The organism is Pseudomonas sp. TH07 (assembly GCF_016651285.1).
Taxonomy (GTDB): domain Bacteria; phylum Pseudomonadota; class Gammaproteobacteria; order Pseudomonadales; family Pseudomonadaceae; genus Aquipseudomonas.
In genome coordinates this window covers 3,076,901-3,095,047 of the sequence record NZ_JAEKED010000001.1, presented here as the reverse complement: position 1 = coordinate 3,095,047, position 18,147 = coordinate 3,076,901, and the positions used below count along the sequence as shown (strand labels likewise).

The 18,147-nt window shown below is 61.2% G+C and carries 17 protein-coding genes; 11 read left to right on the top strand and 6 right to left on the bottom strand.

Annotation, left to right across the window (positions count from 1 at the left end):
• Positions 1-169: 169 nt before the first annotated feature.
• The gene (locus JFU57_RS14445; protein ID WP_201129754.1) at positions 170-2,353 is read left to right on the top strand and encodes a hypothetical protein; all 2,184 of its coding nucleotides are present in this window, start codon (positions 170-172) and stop codon (positions 2,351-2,353) included.
• Positions 2,354-2,672: 319 nt separating this feature from the next.
• On the opposite strand, the gene JFU57_RS14440 is transcribed toward JFU57_RS14445, so the two are convergent.
• Positions 2,673-2,978: a DUF2288 domain-containing protein gene (locus JFU57_RS14440; protein ID WP_043230208.1), complete on the bottom strand. Its 306-nt coding sequence runs from the start codon at positions 2,976-2,978 to the stop codon at positions 2,673-2,675.
• A gap of 349 nt (positions 2,979-3,327) precedes the next feature.
• Between JFU57_RS14440 and JFU57_RS14435 the strand changes: the two genes are divergently transcribed.
• From JFU57_RS14435 to JFU57_RS14415, 5 genes are all read left to right on the top strand, one after another.
• Positions 3,328-4,455 carry a branched-chain amino acid ABC transporter substrate-binding protein gene (locus tag JFU57_RS14435; RefSeq protein WP_020299083.1) on the top strand — a complete coding sequence of 376 codons (1,128 nt, stop codon included), beginning with the start codon at positions 3,328-3,330 and terminating at the stop codon, positions 4,453-4,455.
• Positions 4,456-4,687: 232 nt separating this feature from the next.
• Complete coding sequence (livH, locus tag JFU57_RS14430; RefSeq protein ID WP_078470166.1) at positions 4,688-5,611, top strand: high-affinity branched-chain amino acid ABC transporter permease LivH; 924 nt, start codon at positions 4,688-4,690, stop codon at positions 5,609-5,611.
• A complete protein-coding gene (locus tag JFU57_RS14425) occupies positions 5,608-6,864 on the top strand; it encodes a high-affinity branched-chain amino acid ABC transporter permease LivM (RefSeq protein WP_078470165.1) in 1,257 nt (418 codons plus the stop codon). The genes livH and JFU57_RS14425 overlap by 4 nt, the downstream gene beginning before the upstream one ends.
• Positions 6,861-7,628 (top strand): high-affinity branched-chain amino acid ABC transporter ATP-binding protein LivG, encoded by a 768-nt coding sequence (gene livG, locus JFU57_RS14420; RefSeq protein WP_020299086.1) that lies wholly within the window; start codon positions 6,861-6,863, stop codon positions 7,626-7,628. Before JFU57_RS14425 ends, livG begins: the two co-directional genes overlap by 4 nt.
• Positions 7,629-8,330 carry an ABC transporter ATP-binding protein gene (locus JFU57_RS14415; protein WP_078470164.1) on the top strand — a complete coding sequence of 234 codons (702 nt, stop codon included), beginning with the start codon at positions 7,629-7,631 and terminating at the stop codon, positions 8,328-8,330. It abuts the gene before it with no gap.
• Between the two features lie 98 nt (positions 8,331-8,428).
• On the opposite strand, the gene JFU57_RS14410 is transcribed toward JFU57_RS14415, so the two are convergent.
• Positions 8,429-9,337, bottom strand: coding sequence for a LysR family transcriptional regulator (locus tag JFU57_RS14410; RefSeq protein WP_201129752.1), 909 nt, complete (start codon positions 9,335-9,337; stop codon positions 8,429-8,431).
• A gap of 105 nt (positions 9,338-9,442) precedes the next feature.
• Here JFU57_RS14410 and JFU57_RS14405 point away from each other — a divergent pair, with 105 nt between their 5' ends.
• From JFU57_RS14405 to JFU57_RS14395, 3 genes are all read left to right on the top strand, one after another.
• On the top strand, positions 9,443-10,042 hold the full coding sequence (locus tag JFU57_RS14405) for a short chain dehydrogenase (protein WP_201129750.1): 600 nt from the start codon (positions 9,443-9,445) through the stop codon (positions 10,040-10,042).
• 72 nt (positions 10,043-10,114) lie between these two features.
• Positions 10,115-10,795 carry a COG3650 family protein gene (locus JFU57_RS14400; RefSeq protein ID WP_078470161.1) on the top strand — a complete coding sequence of 227 codons (681 nt, stop codon included), beginning with the start codon at positions 10,115-10,117 and terminating at the stop codon, positions 10,793-10,795.
• Positions 10,796-10,905: 110 nt separating this feature from the next.
• Entirely contained in the window at positions 10,906-12,519 is a 1,614-nt protein-coding gene (locus JFU57_RS14395; RefSeq protein WP_078470160.1) for an NAD(P)/FAD-dependent oxidoreductase, read from the top strand.
• Positions 12,520-12,578: 59 nt separating this feature from the next.
• On the opposite strand, the gene JFU57_RS14390 is transcribed toward JFU57_RS14395, so the two are convergent.
• Complete coding sequence (locus JFU57_RS14390) at positions 12,579-13,673, bottom strand: PLP-dependent cysteine synthase family protein (RefSeq protein WP_201129748.1); 1,095 nt, start codon at positions 13,671-13,673, stop codon at positions 12,579-12,581.
• A gap of 319 nt (positions 13,674-13,992) precedes the next feature.
• Here JFU57_RS14390 and nhaA point away from each other — a divergent pair, with 319 nt between their 5' ends.
• On the top strand, positions 13,993-15,180 hold the full coding sequence (nhaA, locus tag JFU57_RS14385) for a Na+/H+ antiporter NhaA (protein WP_201129746.1): 1,188 nt from the start codon (positions 13,993-13,995) through the stop codon (positions 15,178-15,180).
• 75 nt (positions 15,181-15,255) lie between these two features.
• Here the strand turns inward: nhaA and JFU57_RS14380 are convergent, their stop codons facing one another.
• Positions 15,256-15,720 carry a glycine zipper 2TM domain-containing protein gene (locus JFU57_RS14380; protein ID WP_201129744.1) on the bottom strand — a complete coding sequence of 155 codons (465 nt, stop codon included), beginning with the start codon at positions 15,718-15,720 and terminating at the stop codon, positions 15,256-15,258.
• 171 nt (positions 15,721-15,891) lie between these two features.
• On the opposite strand from JFU57_RS14380, the gene JFU57_RS14375 reads away from it, so the two are divergent.
• The gene (locus JFU57_RS14375; protein ID WP_201129742.1) at positions 15,892-16,128 is read left to right on the top strand and encodes a hypothetical protein; all 237 of its coding nucleotides are present in this window, start codon (positions 15,892-15,894) and stop codon (positions 16,126-16,128) included.
• Positions 16,129-16,137: 9 nt separating this feature from the next.
• Here JFU57_RS14375 and pdxH read toward each other — a convergent pair whose 3' ends face one another.
• On the bottom strand, positions 16,138-16,785 hold the full coding sequence (gene pdxH, locus JFU57_RS14370; RefSeq protein ID WP_078470155.1) for a pyridoxamine 5'-phosphate oxidase: 648 nt from the start codon (positions 16,783-16,785) through the stop codon (positions 16,138-16,140).
• 23 nt (positions 16,786-16,808) lie between these two features.
• Complete coding sequence (locus JFU57_RS14365) at positions 16,809-18,062, bottom strand: OmpA family protein (RefSeq protein ID WP_201129740.1); 1,254 nt, start codon at positions 18,060-18,062, stop codon at positions 16,809-16,811.
• Positions 18,063-18,147 lie beyond the last annotated feature (85 nt).

Here is an 18,147-nt window from a genome sequence, read left to right as displayed (position 1 = left end):
CGGATATTGGCCGATTTATCTGGACGAAGGAAAGGATTCCCCCCTGCGTCCATAGGCACGTCCCCTGACGCGGGGGCCAATATCGCACTGTAAAAGTCGCGAAACCCACTCCGTGATGGCTCGATGACATTTTGTCGGCGAGCCGACCAGTTCAGGCACATGGCGCACAATGACTTCTAAAAACAACTCTGCCGACGCAGTATCCGAGCTGACGCTGGCCTCTCCGATTCCAAGCCCCTCGATTTCGAAGCCATTGACCAGCTCCCGCCCGCTGGCCACCCAGCAGTACCTGTATTTCACGGAGACCAACACCGACCGCATCCTCGACAACCTCGACGGCCTGCGCGACAGCGTGTTCCCGCGCCCACCGCACCTGGAAGGCGACAACGAGATCCGCCGCGACCAGGAATTCCCGTCGGTGTGCCTGATCGGCCTCGGCCGCTGCGGCTCGAACATTGCCCTGGATGTCGCGGAACTGGTGTACAACGCGCGCAAGTTCTACCTCAACGAATTCAATAACGAAGACAAATCCTACGAAGCCAAGGGCTACAGCCCGGGCCAATGGATTCGCAACAACCTGCGCCTGGGCCAGAACAAGGCCAGCAAGCCGGTGTTCCTGGTGGAACCGCTGGTGATGCTCGGCGACCTGGACAAGGACATCGCCGGGCGCATCCGCTTCTCGCGCAAGGGCGAAAAAAGCGGCTTTATCCGCGACTACAGCAAGATGAAGATCATGGACCTCTCGGAAGTCCATGCCGGCGGTGCCGGTAACGCGCCGATCCTGGGTCAGTACCTGGCCAAGATCATCCTCAACAAGGACACCCAGCGCTTCTCCAGTCCCGACTGGAAAATGATCCACTCGTACCTGATCGATTCCTGCGGGATCAAGGCCAACCAGTCGCGCCTGTATTTCTCGATCTTCAGCGCCGGCGGCGGTACCGGTTCGGGCATGGCGTCGGAGTTCGGCCTGGCCCAGCAGTACTCGTACATGAACAAGACGTTCGACACCAAGCCGGTGGATGAGCACGACAGCAAAAGCGGCCATTCCTTCGTCTTCGAGCCGATCTTCACCAGCGGCATCTGCGTGCTGCCGAATATCTCCGACCACCGCAGCGAAATGTCCGAGGCGCTGCATATCAACGCCGGCCGCCTGCTGTGCAAATACCTGTCGGAAGAGTGGGACTTCTCCTACAACTTCGACAACGAAGACAGCAGCGAAGCCAGCGTCATGGGCCGGATCCGTCCATGGAACGCGATGATGCTGATCTCCAACGACATCATGCGTTACGCCGAAGAAAGCGATGACGGCAACATCCAGAACATCGACGTCAACGCCATGGAGAAGCACGCCAACCAGTACATCTCCCAGCAGATCTTCAACATCCTCACGGCCCAGGCGGTGACCACCGACTACGACCAGAACTACTTCCGCCGCGCCGGCATCGACATTGGCGAAACCATCCGCCTGGATGCCAACGACCTGTTTATGAGCCTGGCCGGCCCGGTGGCGATTGCCTATGCCGAATCCGTGGTGCCCGAGCAGCCGGCGCCATCGGGGGACAAGTTCAAGGTGTTCGAGAAAGAGCCGCAGCGCCTGAACATCGACGACCTGTTCTTCCGCTCGATCGATTTGCCGCACTTCAACAAGGTGACCCAGGCCATCGAGGGCATCAGCCTGCTGCCGATCGAGTCCAAGCGCTATCGCGCAGCCCTGGAGCAATACAAGGCTTCGGGCTACGACGCGGCGGCGCTGCACGACCTGCACTTCTTCAAGAACTGCTCGTCGGTGGTCTCCATCGTCTCGCTGCCCAAAGACTACAAGCTGTCGTATATGGATCTGAATCGACTCAAGACCCATCTCAACAGCCTGTTCCCCAACACCACCCTCAAGCGCTATGCACTGGTGATCGGAGCTTCGGCCAACCTGTCGCTGACCACCCTGATTGCCAAGAGCCCGTGCCTGTCGGACGACTTCCTGACGCTGATCGTGGCCTTTATCAAGCGTTGCTTCGCGCGTAACCCGTACCGTTTCGACGAGACCCTGGACAACTCGATCCTCGATTTCATCGTCAGCGAGCACTTCGATGAAAGCCTGATCGACGACCTGCTGAACGAGTTCGAGAACCCGGCGAAGATCCTCGATACCAACTGGTACGCGATCAAACCGATGTACGAGAAGAAATACCGCGAGCTGATCAACGACAAAGACAAGTTCGTCTCGATCAATGACATCCGCCTGTCCCGCGATTGCGTGAAAAAAGCCATCAAGTACCTGCGCGAGATCTACCGTCACCGCATCGGCAAGACCAAGGTCATCTCCCTCAACAACCACACCGGCAAGACCGACCACTGATAGCCGCCGTGGTACGCCGGCTCCCGCCATTGCCTGGGGGAGTCGGTGTCAGCGGCCATTGCGTCGCTCCCCCTCTCCCCGCCAGACCAAGGCCTGGCGTTGATGGCACTTTTAGTGGCCGCGCGCCCTGCCAACTCACAATCCGAAACAATTAAGCAGCCCGTCGGCTGGGCTTGAAACTGTTCCCCTTCCGTGAACGTCATCCAGGCTGAAAAAGCGGTGGGGCCTTTCTTCACGGCAAGATGCCATCACCCGGATCGCGGTTACTCCGCTACACACTTTCTGTCGGGAAAAATGCGCACCATGAAGGTGCGCAGCATCAGGCAGACGCCCTTTCCTGGACCATAATCCACGGCGATACCACCACCGCCCACAGCTGCGGATCTCGTTCCACCAGATCCAGCGCCCGCGTCGCAGACACTTTGGCAACCTTCTCTTCGGCCAGCCAGGCAGCCACTTTCTCGGCCTGGTTCTCGGCCATGGCCTGCGCCGCTTCGATCAGATCCAGCCCGGGGTCGACCCACAATAGGGCACCCTTGGCGAAGAACGGTTCCAGCTCCTTCCAGGTAATAGATGCGGTTTCACCAAGCAGCTTGGCATAGAGGGTGCTAGGTTCTTGAGTCATGGGACTGTCCAGAAAAGAAATCGGCGCAATCATAACGTCGGTGATCTGGCAGAAAAACCCAGATGCCAACGCGTCAACGATAGAGAACTCCAGAAACGCCAAGGATTGCCCTCGAACAAGGCCGCACTACAGCGAAAATCCCGCCGCATTTCTGTCTTTTTCTTTCAATAAAGCGACACCCTATGGTTTTGCCCCCAGCAGCCAGCTTTTCAAGCGAACAACCGGCGCTCTACACTGTACCGGTACAGTTGCCAGGGGCATTTCCGGGGATAACAAAGATCTATCTGACCCGGTTCTGCGTCTCTGGCCGCCAGAACTATAAAAATTACAACAGTAAGAGTGGAGCACTATGAATAAGGCTACTAAGCAGATTTCCAAACTGTTTGCCGCTATGGTCCTGGCCGGGGTTGCCAGCCATTCGTTCGCAGCTGACACCATCAAGATCGGCATTGCCGGCCCTAAAACCGGCCCTGTAGCCCAGTACGGCGACATGCAGTTCAGTGGCGCCAAAATGGCCATCGAGCAAATCAACGCCAAGGGCGGCGTCAACGGCAAGAAACTCGAAGCCGTTGAATACGACGATGCCTGCGATCCGAAACAAGCCGTGGCCGTGGCCAACAAAGTCGTCAACGACGGCGTCAAGTTCGTGGTCGGTCACCTCTGCTCCAGCTCCACTCAACCCGCTTCCGACATCTACGAAGACGAAGGCGTGATCATGATCACCCCGGCTGCCACCAGCCCGGACATCACCGCCCGTGGTTACAAAATGGTGTTCCGCACCATCGGCCTCGACAGCGCCCAGGGCCCTGCCGCCGGTAACTACATCGCCGACCACGTGAAGCCGAAAATCGTCGCCGTGCTGCACGACAAACAGCAATACGGTGAAGGCATCGCCACCGCCGTGAAGCAGACCCTGGAGAAAAAAGGCACCAAGGTTGCCGTGTTCGAAGGCATCAACGCCGGCGACAAAGACTTCTCCTCGATGATCGCTAAGCTCAAGCAAGCCAACGTCGACTTCGTCTACTACGGCGGCTACCACCCAGAGCTGGGCCTGATCCTGCGTCAAGCCCAGGAAAAAGGCCTGAAAGCCAAGTTCATGGGTCCGGAAGGCGTGGGTAACGACTCCATTTCCCAGATCGCCAAGGACGCTTCCGAAGGCCTGCTGGTGACCCTGCCGAAATCCTTCGACCAGGATCCGGCCAACGTCGCCCTGGCAGATGCCTTCAAGGCCAAGAAAGAAGACCCAAGCGGCCCGTTCGTGTTCCCTGCCTACTCCGCTGTTGAAGTCATCGCCGGTGGTATCACTGCCGCCAAGAGCGAAGATGCCGCCAAGGTGGCTGAAGCCATCCACGCCGGCACGTTCAAAACCCCGACTGGCGACCTGAGCTTCGACGCCAAGGGTGACTTGAAAGACTTCAAATTCGTGGTCTACGAGTGGCACTTCGGCAAACCTAAAACCGAAGTTTCGCCTCAATAAGGCCCTGTCCTACTGAGCGTCCAATAAAGCCCACGGCGTGCCGTGGGCTTTGTTTTACGAATGTAATGGGCCGTGCTTCCGTGATCCGGGGCCTCCCCACCTGAAAATCTCAAAACCGTCATCAGCGGTTCGCTGGCAAAACTTGCACCCGAAGTGGATGCAGATCTACGGGGTCCAAGCGGGAAAATGACTCCACCAGTGAAATGCGTATCAGGTTTTTAGGAGCGTTGTAATGCCTGACATCTATCACTTTTTCCAACAGCTGGTTAACGGTCTGACCGTTGGCAGCACGTATGCCCTGATCGCCATCGGCTATACGATGGTTTACGGCATCATTGGAATGATCAACTTCGCCCACGGCGAGGTATACATGATCGGCTCCTACGTGGCGTTCATCGCCATCGCCGGGCTGGCCATGATGGGACTCGACAGTGTCCCGTTGTTGATGACCGCAGCCTTTATCGCGAGCATCGTCGTCACCAGTGCCTACGGCTACAGTATCGAACGGATCGCCTACCGCCCCTTGCGTGGCAGTAACCGCCTGATCCCGCTGATCTCGGCCATCGGCATGTCGATCTTCCTGCAGAACACGGTTCTGCTGGCGCAGGACTCCAAGGACAAATCCATCCCCAACCTGATCCCGGGCAACATCTCCATCGGGCCAGGCGGCGCACATGAAGTGCTGATCTCCTACATGCAGATCGTGGTGTTCGTGGTGACCCTGGTGGCCATGCTCGGCCTCACGCTGTTCATCTCCCGTTCTCGCCTGGGTCGCGCCTGCCGTGCCTGTGCCGAAGACATCAAGATGGCCAACCTGCTGGGTATCAATACCAACAACATCATCGCCCTGACCTTTGTCATCGGTGCGGCACTGGCGGCTGTGGCTGCGGTGTTGCTGAGCATGCAATACGGCGTGATCAACCCGAACGCCGGCTTCCTGGTCGGTCTCAAGGCCTTCACCGCAGCGGTTCTGGGCGGTATCGGCAGCATCCCGGGAGCCATGCTCGGCGGGCTGGTGCTGGGGGTGGCTGAAGCCTTTGGCGCCGATATATTCGGTGACCAGTACAAGGACGTCGTGGCTTTCGGCTTGTTGGTTCTGGTGCTGTTGTTCCGGCCGACCGGCATTCTGGGCCGTCCGGAGGTTGAGAAAGTATGACTAGGAATCTTAAATCGGCGCTGTTCAGCGCCCTGTTGGTCTGGGCCGTCGCCTACCCGGTACTCGGCCTGAAACTGACCATCGTCGGCATCAACCTGGAGGTCCACAACACCAGCAACACCACCCTGGCAATCATTGCGATCTGCTCGGTGCTGATGTTCCTGCGGGTGCTGTTCAACCACCAGATCAGCGCGGCCTGGAAATCCTCGCCAAGCATGCCGTTGATCCCGGCCAAGGCCAGCAACTTCCTGACCCTGCCAACGACCCAGCGCTGGATCATTCTCGCGCTGATCGTCGGGGCCCTGGTGTGGCCGTTCTTCGGCTCGCGGGGCGCGGTGGATATCGCCACCCTGATCCTGATCTACGTGATGCTGGGCCTGGGCCTGAACATCGTGGTCGGGCTCGCCGGCCTGCTGGACCTGGGTTATGTCGGTTTCTACGCCGTGGGCGCCTACAGCTACGCGCTGCTGTCGCACTACTTCGGCCTGAGCTTCTGGATCTGCCTGCCCATCGCCGGGATGATGGCCGCCACCTTCGGCTTCCTGCTGGGTTTCCCGGTACTGCGGCTGCGTGGCGACTACCTGGCGATCGTGACCCTGGGCTTTGGTGAAATCATCCGTCTGTTGCTGCGCAACATGACCGACCTCACCGGCGGCCCGAATGGCATCAGCAACATCGAGAAACCCACCTTCTTCGGCCTGACGTTCGAACGTAAAGCCGCTGAAGGCATGCAGACCTTCCACGAGTATTTCGGCCTGCAATACAACTCGATCAACAAGGTGATCTTCCTCTACCTGGTTGCGCTGTTGCTGGCATTGGCGGCCTTGTTCGTCATCAACCGCCTGCTGCGCATGCCGATCGGGCGTGCCTGGGAAGCGCTGCGTGAAGATGAAATCGCCTGCCGTGCCCTGGGTCTGAACCCGACCGTGATCAAACTCTCGGCCTTTACCCTGGGCGCCAGCTTCGCCGGTTTCGCCGGCAGCTTCTTTGCCGCGCGTCAGGGCCTGGTCACGCCCGAGTCCTTCACCTTCATCGAGTCGGCGATCATTCTCGCCATCGTGGTCCTGGGTGGCATGGGCTCGCAGCTGGGGGTGATCCTCGCTGCCGTGGTGATGATCCTGCTGCCGGAAATGATGCGCGAGTTCAGTGAATACCGCATGTTGATGTTCGGCGCCTTGATGGTGCTGATGATGATCTGGCGTCCACAAGGTCTGCTGCCGATGCAACGCCCACACATGGAGTTGCGAAAATGAGCCGCGAGATCCTTAAAGTCGAAAACTTGAGCATGCGCTTCGGCGGCCTGCTCGCGGTCAACGGCGTGGCCCTGACCGTCAAGGAAAAACAGGTCGTGGCCCTGATCGGCCCCAACGGCGCCGGCAAGACCACGGTCTTCAACTGCCTGACCGGCTTCTACAAGCCCAGCGGTGGCAGCATCCAGCTTGACGGCCAGGCCATCGAAGGCCTGCCCGGCCATGAGATCGCCCGTAAAGGCGTGGTGCGCACCTTCCAGAACGTGCGTCTGTTCAAGGACATGACCGCGGTCGAGAACCTGTTGATCGCCCAGCATCGGCACCTGAACACCAACTTCCTGGCGGGGTTGTTCAAGACCCCGGCGTTTCGCAAGAGCGAGCGCGATGCCATGGAGTTCGCCGAGTACTGGCTGGACAAGGTCAACCTCACGGAGTTTGCCAACCGTACCGCCGGGACCCTGGCCTACGGTCAGCAACGGCGCCTGGAAATCGCTCGCTGCATGATGACCCGGCCGCGGATCCTGATGCTCGACGAACCTGCCGCCGGCCTCAACCCCAAGGAAACCGAGGACCTCAAGGCGCTGATCAGCATGTTGCGTGAAGAGCACAACGTCACCGTGCTGCTGATCGAACACGACATGAAACTGGTCATGAGCATTTCCGACCACATCGTCGTGATCAACCAGGGCACGCCCCTGGCCGATGGCACGCCGGAGCAGATCCGCGACAATCCTGAAGTGATCAAAGCCTACCTGGGGGAAGCGTAAATGCTGCAATTCGAAAACGTTTCCACCTTCTACGGCAAGATCCAGGCCCTGCACAGCGTCAACGTGGAGATCCGCCAGGGCGAAATCGTGACCCTGATCGGGGCCAACGGCGCGGGTAAATCCACCCTGCTGATGACCCTCTGCGGTTCGCCCCAGGCCCACAGCGGCAGCATCCGTTACATGGGTGAGGAACTGGTGGGGCAGACGTCGGCGCAGATCATGCGCAAGAGCATTGCCGTGGTGCCGGAAGGTCGTCGGGTGTTCGCGCGCCTGACCGTGGAAGAAAACCTCGCCATGGGTGGTTTCTTCACCGAAAAGGGCGACTACCAGGAGCAGATGGACAAGGTGCTGCACCTGTTCCCCCGGCTCAAGGAACGCTTCACCCAGCGCGGCGGCACCATGTCCGGCGGTGAACAGCAAATGCTCGCCATCGGCCGTGCGCTGATGAGCAAGCCCAAGCTGCTGCTGCTCGACGAGCCGTCGCTGGGCCTGGCACCGATCATCATCCAGCAGATTTTCGACATCATCGAACAGCTGCGACGTGATGGGGTGACGGTGTTCCTGGTGGAGCAAAACGCCAACCAGGCGCTGAAAATCGCCGACCGCGCCTACGTGCTGGAAAACGGCCGGGTGGTGATGCAAGGCTCCGGTGAAGACCTGCTGACCGACCCCAAAGTGCGCGAAGCGTACCTGGGCGGCTAGCCGCATGCGTCAACCAAAAACGGCCCTTCGGGGCCGTTTTTTTATGGCTCCGCTGCCCACTCCCAGCGTCCGAACGCGGCCCGGGCCTGCGGCAGCGGCTACAGGCGGTCGAGGGCTTCGCCGCTGCGCTTGAACCAGCCGATCAGGTAATCGGCCAGGACCTGGGTGCGCTTGGGCAGGCCGCCCTGGTAGGGGTGCACCAGGTACATCGGCATGCTCCGGGTCTGGTAATCGCGCAGCAGCCAGCGCAGGCGGCCGTCGGCCAGTTCGACCTGCAACAGGTAGGACGGTAGTCGCGCAACGCCGGCGCCCGCCAGTGCGGCCTTCTTCAACAGGTTGTAGTGATTGCTGGCAAACGGCCCGGAAACACGCACCCGCAACAACTCGTGCTGTTGGTGATAAAGCCACTCCTCGCGGCCGCTGTAGTGGCTGTTGAGCAGGCAGCGATGCTCGGCCAGGTCCCGGGGCGCCAGGGGCTCGCCGTGCTCCTCGAGGTAGGCCGGGCTGGCGCAGGTCAGCTCACGCCAGGCCAGCAGCGGCCTGGCCACCAGGCGCTGGTCATTGGCCACCTCGGAGCGGATCGCCAGGTCGAAACCGTCCCGTGACAGGTCGCGGTAGAGGTTATTGAGCTCCAGCTCGATCTGCACCTGGGGGTAGCGCCGGGAAAACTCCAGCAGCAGGCCATCGAAAAACGTCTCCCCCAACGACACTGGCACCGTGATCCGCACCGGCCCGGCCATGTCGTCCTTGAGCCGCGCCAGGGCTTGGCGCGCGCGTTCCACCTGCACCACCAGCGCCTGGGCCTGAGGCAGCAAGGCAGCGCCGGCGGCGGTCAGGCTCAGCTTGCGGGTGGTGCGCTGCAACAGCACCACGGCGAATTTGGCCTCCAGCTGACTGATGCGCTTGGACAGTTGCCCCTTGCTGCAGCCCAGCTGCTGGGCGGCCAGGGTAAAGCTGCCGGCTTCGATCAATACGGCAAACGCCGCCAAGTCATCCATCTCGCTCATGGATTGTTTCCATTTGAAAACCAAAAGTTGCCTATTAGCGCGTTAATCAACAGAAAAAACCACCTTAGACTGCAACTTCGTTCACCCACCCTCAGGAATCTCAACATGAAAATTCTCTTGATTGGCGCCCACGGCACCATTGGCTCGGCCGTTGACCATGAACTCTCGCAACGTCATGAAGTGATCCGCATCGGTCGAACCAGTGGCGAGTTGCAGGTGGATATCAGCGACAGCGCCTCGATCCGTCGCCTGTTCGAACAAACCGGCAAATTCGACGCCCTGATCAGCGCCACCGGCAGAGTGACCTTCGCCCCCCTGGGGGACATGAGCGCCGACGACTTCACCCTGGGCCTGGAGAACAAACTGATGGGCCAGGTCAACCTGCTGCTGATCGGCCGTGAGTTCGCCAATGACGGTGCATCCTTCACCCTGACCTCGGGCATCCTCAACCGCGACCCGATCCGTACCGGCGCCTCGGCGGCCCTGGTCAACGGCGCCATCGATGGTTTCGTACGCTCTGCCGCTCTCGAATTGCCCCGCGGCCTGCGAATCAACGCCATCAGCCCCACCGTGGTCCAGGAAGCGATGGGCAGCTATGCCCCGTACTTCCGAGGCTTCAAGCCAGTGAATGCCGCCGAAGTCGCCCTGGCTTACGCCAAGAGTGTCGAAGGTCTGCAAACCGGCCAGGTCTACCAGGTCGGCTAGGCATTGCCGGAGCGGGGTTGTGATGCGCGGCCAGCCTGCGTAACGTGGCGGCACTTGTCTGGAGACCCGATAATGCGCGCCGCCCGTTCACTGCTTTGTATCGCCCTGCTCCCTCTGTTTGCCGGCTGCCAGATGCTGCCGATGCTCAATGGCCAACCCCAGGCCCCGTCCATGGCGGGCCTGACCCGGATGCAAGGCGAACTCACCGCCGCCGACGGGCAACTGCTGTTCAAACCGTGCAATGAACAGCGCCGCTATGTGGTCAAGGACAGCGGCGGCACCAGCGTACTGCAGGAAGCCGCGACCCTGGCCGACCAACAGGGCAAGCTGTTCGCCGATCTGCGCGGCAGCTTCTCCTCGAACAAGGCCAGCGGTGATGGCCAGGTGGAGCTGCGCCAGCTATACCGCGTCGAACGCTCGGGCAACGCCTGCAACGACCCCAACTTCCAGCGCCTGATACTGCGTGCCAGTGGCAAGACCCCGGCCTGGAACCTGGACGTCAGCGCCAAGGGCATGATGCTCGAACGCGCCGGCCAGCCGGCCCTGGCCCTGCCCTACCTGGAAGAGCAATTGGGTGACGGCCGCTTCAACCTCACCAGCGAAGCCAACAACCAGCACGTCGAGCTCTGGGTTGCGCCCCAGCGTTGCGTCGACAGCCAGACCGGCAGCGTCCAGCACCTGACGGCCGAGCTGCGGATCAACGGTGAAGTGCAGCGCGGTTGCGCCTATTTCGGCGGTTCGCGCAACGACTGATTCGACGGGCGACCGTTTTAACCTCACGGGATCCGGGCTTTGCGGCTTATAATCGCCGGTTTGTAAAACCGCCCTGACGCATTTGTGCGTCCCGCGAATCGGATCCCGTCATGTTACGAATCACTGAACTCAAGTTGCCGATCGACCATCCTGAAGAAGACCTGCGGCCTGCCATCGCGCAGCGCCTGGGCGTCGCCAGCGATGACCTGCTCGACTTCACCCTGTTCAAGCGCAGCTACGATGCGCGCAAGAAGTCCTCCGAACTCTGCTTCATCTACACCATCGACGCCCAGGTGCGCGACGAGGCCAAGGTGCTGGGCAAGTTCGCCGATGACCGTAACGTCAACCTGGCGCCGGATGTCAGCTACAAGGTGGTGGGCCAGGCCCCGGCCGATTTGAGCCAGCGCCCGATCGTGGTCGGGTTCGGCCCGTGCGGCATCTTCGCCGGCCTGCTGCTGGCGCAGATGGGTTTCAAGCCGATCATCCTCGAACGTGGCAAGGAAGTGCGCGAGCGCACCAAGGACACCTGGGGCCTGTGGCGCAAAAGCGTGCTCAACCCCGAGTCCAACGTGCAGTTCGGTGAAGGCGGCGCCGGGACCTTCTCCGACGGCAAGCTCTACAGCCAGATCAAGGATCCGAAACACCAGGGCCGCAAGGTCCTGCACGAGTTCGTCAAGGCCGGCGCGCCGGAAGAGATCCTCTACGTCAGCAAGCCGCACATCGGCACCTTCCGCCTGACCGGCGTGGTGGAGAACATCCGCCAGCAGATCATCGCCCTGGGCGGTGAAGTGCGCTTCGGGCAACGGGTGACCGACGTACTGATCGAAGACGGGCAATTGACCGGTGTCGAGCTCAACAGCGGCGAACAGCTGCACTCCGAGCACGTGATCCTGGCCCTGGGCCACAGTGCCCGCGACACCTTCCGCATGCTCCACGGCCGTGGCGTGTTCATGGAAGCCAAGCCGTTCTCGGTAGGCTTCCGGATCGAACACCCGCAGTCGCTGATCGACAGCGCACGCCTGGGCAAATACGCCGGGCACCCGAAACTCGGCGCCGCCGATTACAAGCTGGTGCACCACGCCAAGAACGGCCGCACGGTCTACAGCTTCTGCATGTGCCCCGGCGGCACCGTGGTTGCCGCAACCTCCGAGCCGAACCGGGTTGTGACCAACGGCATGAGCCAGTACTCGCGCAACGAGCGTAACGCCAACTCCGGGATCGTGGTCGGCATCACCCCGGAAGTGGACTACCCGGGTGGCCCGCTGGCCGGCATCGAATTGCAGGAGCGCCTGGAATCCCTGGCCTTCGAACTCGGCGGCAACAACTACGAAGCACCGGCGCAGCTGGTGGGCGACTTCATCGCCGGCAAACCTTCCACCGCCCTGGGCAGCGTCGAGCCGTCCTACAAGCCGGGTGTGGCCCTGGGCGACCTGGCCCTGGCCCTGCCGGACTTTGCCATCGAAGCCATTCGAGAAGCGCTGCCGGCCTTCGACCGCCAGATCAAGGGTTACTCGCTGCACGACGCGGTGTTGACCGGGATCGAGACCCGCACCTCATCGCCGCTGCGTATCACCCGCAACGAAGCCATGCAAAGCCTGAACGTCAAAGGCCTGTACCCGGCCGGGGAAGGCGCCGGTTACGCCGGCGGCATCCTCTCGGCGGGCGTCGACGGGATTCGCATCGCCGAAGCCGTAGCACGCAACATGCTCGGGCTCGAAGCTTAAGTCACAAGCCTGCATTGCCCTCGCCACGGTTCTGACCCAGGACCGTGGCGCCGGGTCGATCAGATGCCGGCGCGCAATACGCTGGCCGGTAGCGCAACGCCCTGCTCCACGCTGGCGGCTACCGCGTCGATCAAACCACTCAACTCATACCCCTGGGCGGCCAGCCACGGCTGATCGTAATAGGTGGTTGCATAGCGCTCGCCGCCGTCGCACAGAATCGCCACGATCGAACCCGACTCTCCCGCCTCCTTCATCTGCTGCGCGGCGATCAGGGCGCCAATCAGGTTGGTGCCGCTGGAGCCCCCTACCCGCCGCCCCAGGCGCTGGGCCAGGTAATGCATGGCCGCGAGCGACAGCGCATCCGGCACCTTGACCATTGCATCGATCACCTTGGGCAGGAACGAAGCCTCGACCCGTGGCCGACCGATGCCTTCGATCCGCGAACCGCACTCCAGGCGCAAGCTGGCATCGCCGCTCTGGTAGTAATCGAAAAACACCGAACGCTCGGCATCGGCGCACAGGACCCGGGTGCAATGCTGGCGATAACGCACATAACGCCCCAGGGTCGCGGTAGTGCCGCCGGTGCCGGGGCTGGAGATCAGCCAGCTTGGCTCCGGGTAACGTTCGCAGCGCAGTTGCTGGAAGATCGACTCGGCGATGTTGTTGTTGGCGCGCCAGTCGGTGGCCCGCTCGGCGTAGGTGAACTGGTCCATGAAGTGCCCGCCACTTTCCCGGGCCAGACGCTCGGACTCGGCGTAGATCTGCGTCGGGTCCTGCACCAGATGGCTCTTGCCGCCGTAAAAGGCGATCTGCGCGATCTTCTCCTGGGAGGTGCTGGCCGGCATCACCGCAATGAACGGCAAGCCCAGCAGGCGTGCGAAATAAGCTTCGGAAATCGCCGTCGAGCCGCTGGAGGCCTCGATCACCGGCGCGCCAGACTTGAGCCAGCCATTACACAGCGCATAAAGGAACAGCGAGCGCGCCAGGCGATGCTTGAGGCTGCCGGTGGGGTGACTGGACTCATCCTTGAAATACAGTTCGATCCCGGGCAGGCCAGGCAACGGCAGGGGGATGAGGTGGGTATCGGCGCTGCGCTGGAAGTCGGCTTCGATAATGCGGATGGCCTCGCGGGCCCATTGTCGGTTGTCGCTCATGGTCGGTTCTCGCTGGATCGAACGCCACGGCGGCGCAAGAGGAGGATAGTGGCCCGGAGTGGGAACCCAGCCCCCTTGAAACAGGCTGCACGACGGCGGCGATGGACTATGTTCAAGGGGCTATTGGGCGCCATGGTAGGAAAAATCCCGCGTGCCTCACAGGTACAGCTATGAAGCAATTGGATACACAACTGACAGGCCGTATTTTCAGCAGCGCGCTTTTCCTCTGCTTATAACAAAAAAGAATATAACTTTTGTTTTAACAACTAACGGTACGGGTTAGGGTGTGCCACCTTTAGCGTTTTTATGGAGAGCGACCTTGCCTCTGCGTAGTACTTTCACTCGTTTCTTTCAGTTGGAAGCTGCCAGCGGTCTGTTATTGATTGCCGCCGCAGTTCTGGCTCTGATCATCAATAATTCACCGCTGTCCTGGCTGTACAACGGCTTGCTGGACACCCCCGTGGTGGCCCAGATCGGCGCCCTGAAAATCGCCAAACCCCTGCTGCTGTGGATCAACGATGGCCTGATGGCGCTGTTTTTTCTGCTGATCGGGCTTGAGGTCAAGCGCGAAGTCCTCGAAGGCCATCTGTCCAAGCCGTCGCAGATCGTGCTCCCGGGCGCCGCGGCAATCGGCGGCATGCTGGTGCCGGCGCTGATCTACTGGTTCCTCAACAAGGACAACCCGCCGGCGCTGAACGGCTGGGCGATCCCGACTGCCACCGACATTGCCTTCGCCCTCGGCGTTCTGGCCCTGCTCGGCAAGCGGGTGCCGGTATCGCTGAAGCTGTTCCTGATGACCCTGGCGATCATCGACGACCTGGGCGCGATCATTATCATCGCGGTGTTCTACTCCGGGGCGCTGTCGACTCTGTCGCTGATGCTGGCGGCAGCCTGTGTGGCGGCGCTGGTGGCCATGAACCGGCTGGGAGTGGTCAAGCTCGGGCCCTATATGATCATTGGCCTGATCCTCTGGGTCTGCGTTCTCAAGAGCGGCGTGCATGCCACCCTGGCCGGCGTGACCCTGGCCCTGTGCATCCCGCTGCGCACTCGCAATGCCGAACCGTCGCCGTTGCGCAACCTGGAACACGCCCTGCACCCTTGGGTGGCCTACGGCATCCTGCCGCTGTTCGCCTTCGCCAATGCCGGGCTGTCCCTGACCGGGGTCACCGCCGAGAGCTTCACCCACTTCGTGCCCATGGGCATCGCCGTCGGCCTGCTGCTCGGCAAGACCGTCGGGGTATTCGGCCTGACCTGGCTGGCGGTCAAGAGCGGCCTGGCCGCGCTGCCCAGTGGCGCCAACTGGGGACAAGTGTTTGGCGTGGCGATCCTGTGCGGGATCGGCTTCACCATGAGCCTGTTCGTCGGCTCCCTGGCCTTTGTTCCCGGCACCAGTGAATACGCCGGCATGGACCGCATGGGCATCCTCACCGGCTCGCTCTTCGCCGCCCTGATCGGCTACGCGGTGACTGCCGCCGCCAGCCGCAAGAGCAACGCCCTGCCCTCCTGAGCCAGAGTTGGCCCAGGCTGAAAACAAAAAACCCCGGTCAGGCAACTGACCGGGGTTTTGTTTTGCAGGATGCGATCAACGAGTAACGCGGCTGGTGCCATCGACCGTCATGATGCGCACGCGATCACCGACGCGGAACACTTCGTTTTCCTGCACCTGCTGCACATAAGCACGCATGCTGCCGTCGTCTTCACGTACGGTGATTTCCACGCCCTGGGTGCGGGTCAGGCCTTCCTCGGTGGCCGAACCCAGCAGGCCACCGGCGACTGCGCCGATCACCGCAGTGACGATGCTGCCGCGACCGCCACCGATGGCGCTGCCGCCGACACCACCGATCACGGCGCCAGCAGCGCCGCCGATTGGGGTCTTGGTGCCTTCGATTTTCACCGGACGCAGGGATTCAATGGTGCCCATGCGAACGGTCTGCACACGACGCGCTTCATCACGGGAGTAAGAGTCACCGGTCAGGTTCGAGGCACAGCCACCGAGCAACATCGCCATCATGGTGAAGGAAGCAACTAGCAGAACAGACTTACGCATAGGATCAACTCCAAAGGACAGATCGTCATTAAACTCCGCAGCTTGATACCTGTCACGGCATCGCCCGGATAAAATTGCTTTCATTCAGTCTCAGTACAGACTACGCAGACTGCCAAAACGCTCAAAAAAGCTCAGGCAAAATTTACGCGCACCCCAGGTACAGGACTTCTCATGGATTACTTCATCATCATTGCCACCACCGCCGCCGGCTTGTACTTCCACTGGTGGTTGTATGTGCGGATCAAACGCTGGATGGACCGCGACCTGGCGCTTTCCCTGGCCGGTGCGGATGAGCAGAAAAAAGCCTTCATGCTGCAACAACTGGCTAATGCCCATCAGCAGAAAGTAAAACGCCGGGACCTGCCGCAGTGGCTGGCAGCCGCCGCGACCGGTTATCCCGGCGCCTGACCTGAAACCTTAAGGTGCCAGGCGTTCACGCACCCAGTCAGCGCCCTGTACACGATAGTTCAGGCGATCGTGCAGACGGCTTGGGCGACCTTGCCAGAACTCGATACGCTCGGGCAGCAGGCGGTAACCGCCCCAATGCTCCGGACAATCGGGCTGACTGTCACTGAAGCGCGCCTCGGTCGCCTTGAGCAATTGCTCCAGCTCCCCGCGCCCATCGATCACCCGACTCTGGGGCGATGCCCAGGCCCCCAGGCGGCTGCCCAGTGGACGTACCTGGTAATAATCGTCGGACTCCTGCGGGCTGACCTTGACCACCCGGCCCTCGATGCGCACCTGACGCTCGAGGGTCGGCCAGAAGAAGGTCATGGCCGCAAAGGGATGAGCCGCAAGCTGCTCACCCTTGGCGCTCTGGTAGTTGGTGAAAAAGGTAAAACCCTGCTCATCCAAACCCTTGAGCAACAGGATGCGGCAATGCGGGCGGCCATCGGAGTCGACGGTCGCCAGCGTCATGGCATTGGCCTCCACCGGTGGCTGTTCGGTTTTCACCGCGTCTGCGAACCACTGGTGAAACAAGGCGAAGGGCTCGGCCGGAGCCTGGGCTTCGGTCAGTCCATCACGCGTGTAGTCGCGGCGCATATCAGCCAGGGCCTGGGTCATGGCAGCTTCCTTTCGCTAAAGAATCAGTTCTGTGCGGTGGTCGCCGGCGCTTTTGCCGGAGCGGCTGCCTTGGTCGGGGCCACCTTCTTCGCTGGTTCTTTCTTGGTCGCTGGCTTCTTCGCAGGAGTGGCGGCCTTTTTCGCAGGAGCAGCTTTTTTGGCAGGTGCGGCTTTTTTCGAGGCAATGGCCGGCACAGCTGGCTTCACGTCCTGCACAGCTACCATTTCAGTTTCCGAAGGGGTTGGCTGGTTGTACTTGCTCAGCAGGCCGAGCATGGTGCTGCGCTGGGTCAGCATGATTTCCACGCGGCGGTTCAAGGCACGGCCCTGCGGGCTGTCATTGGCCGCACGTGGCATGACCGAACCCATGCCGCGCAGCATCAGACGGTCTTGTTTCAGGCCGCTGAGGCTGAAGATCGCTGCTACCGATTGCGCACGGTCACGGCTGATTTTCTGGTTCAGGGCAGTCGCACCAACAGTATCGGCGTGACCCAGCACCAGGACCGCAGTCTTGGAGTCGCCTTCAACCGCCTTGGCGACGCGGGTGAATGGACCCAGGGTCACCGGCAGCAGCATGGCTGGACGGTCCGGGTTGAACGAACCGTCGACCAGAGCGGTGACCACCAGTACGTTTTCGCGGCGTTCCAGTTGCAGCTTGCTGTCCTTGATCGCTTCACGCAGGCGAGGCTCGTAGTCATCCAGCCAGGCTTGGGTGATTTTCGGATCAGGCATCGGGATATCAGTGACATCGACCTTGCTCAGCGGCTTTGGCTCGCTCGGGCCAAATGGCCACCACCAGTTCTTGCCGGTGTCAGCCTTGGCAACGCTTGGAGCCGGTGCCGGTTCAGCTTTCTTGGCTTCGGCTACCGGCTTGTCGCCAGCGTCGTCCTTGGAGGAAAACGGCCACCACCAGCTGCTGCTTTCGCTCTTGGCTGCTGGAGCAGCGGCGGCGGCCGGTGCAGGCTCGACAGCGGCAATCGCGGCGGGCTTGGCAGCCGGGGCTGGCGCGGCGGCGGCTTTGACGGCCGGGGCTGCAGGCTTGGCGGCGGCGGTGGCCTTGCCGGCTGGGGCTGCTGCAGGCTTTGCCGCTGGAGCTGGAGCCGGGGCCGGGGCTGCAGCCACGGGGGCTTTTTGTGCAGGCTCTGCGGCGCTGTTGTTGGTCGCCTTATCGGAACCGAACGACCACCAATGGCCACCTTCTGCGTCATTTTGCGGCGTTTGAGCACAACCGGTAACTGTGAGGCAAATGGCCAGGGCTAAAGACTTGTTCGACGACATGGGATATCCACAAAATGAGATAAATAATTACGGTCTGAGCGACCCGTAAACAGACGCTTGGAAATTATAAAAGCCACAAGGTTCC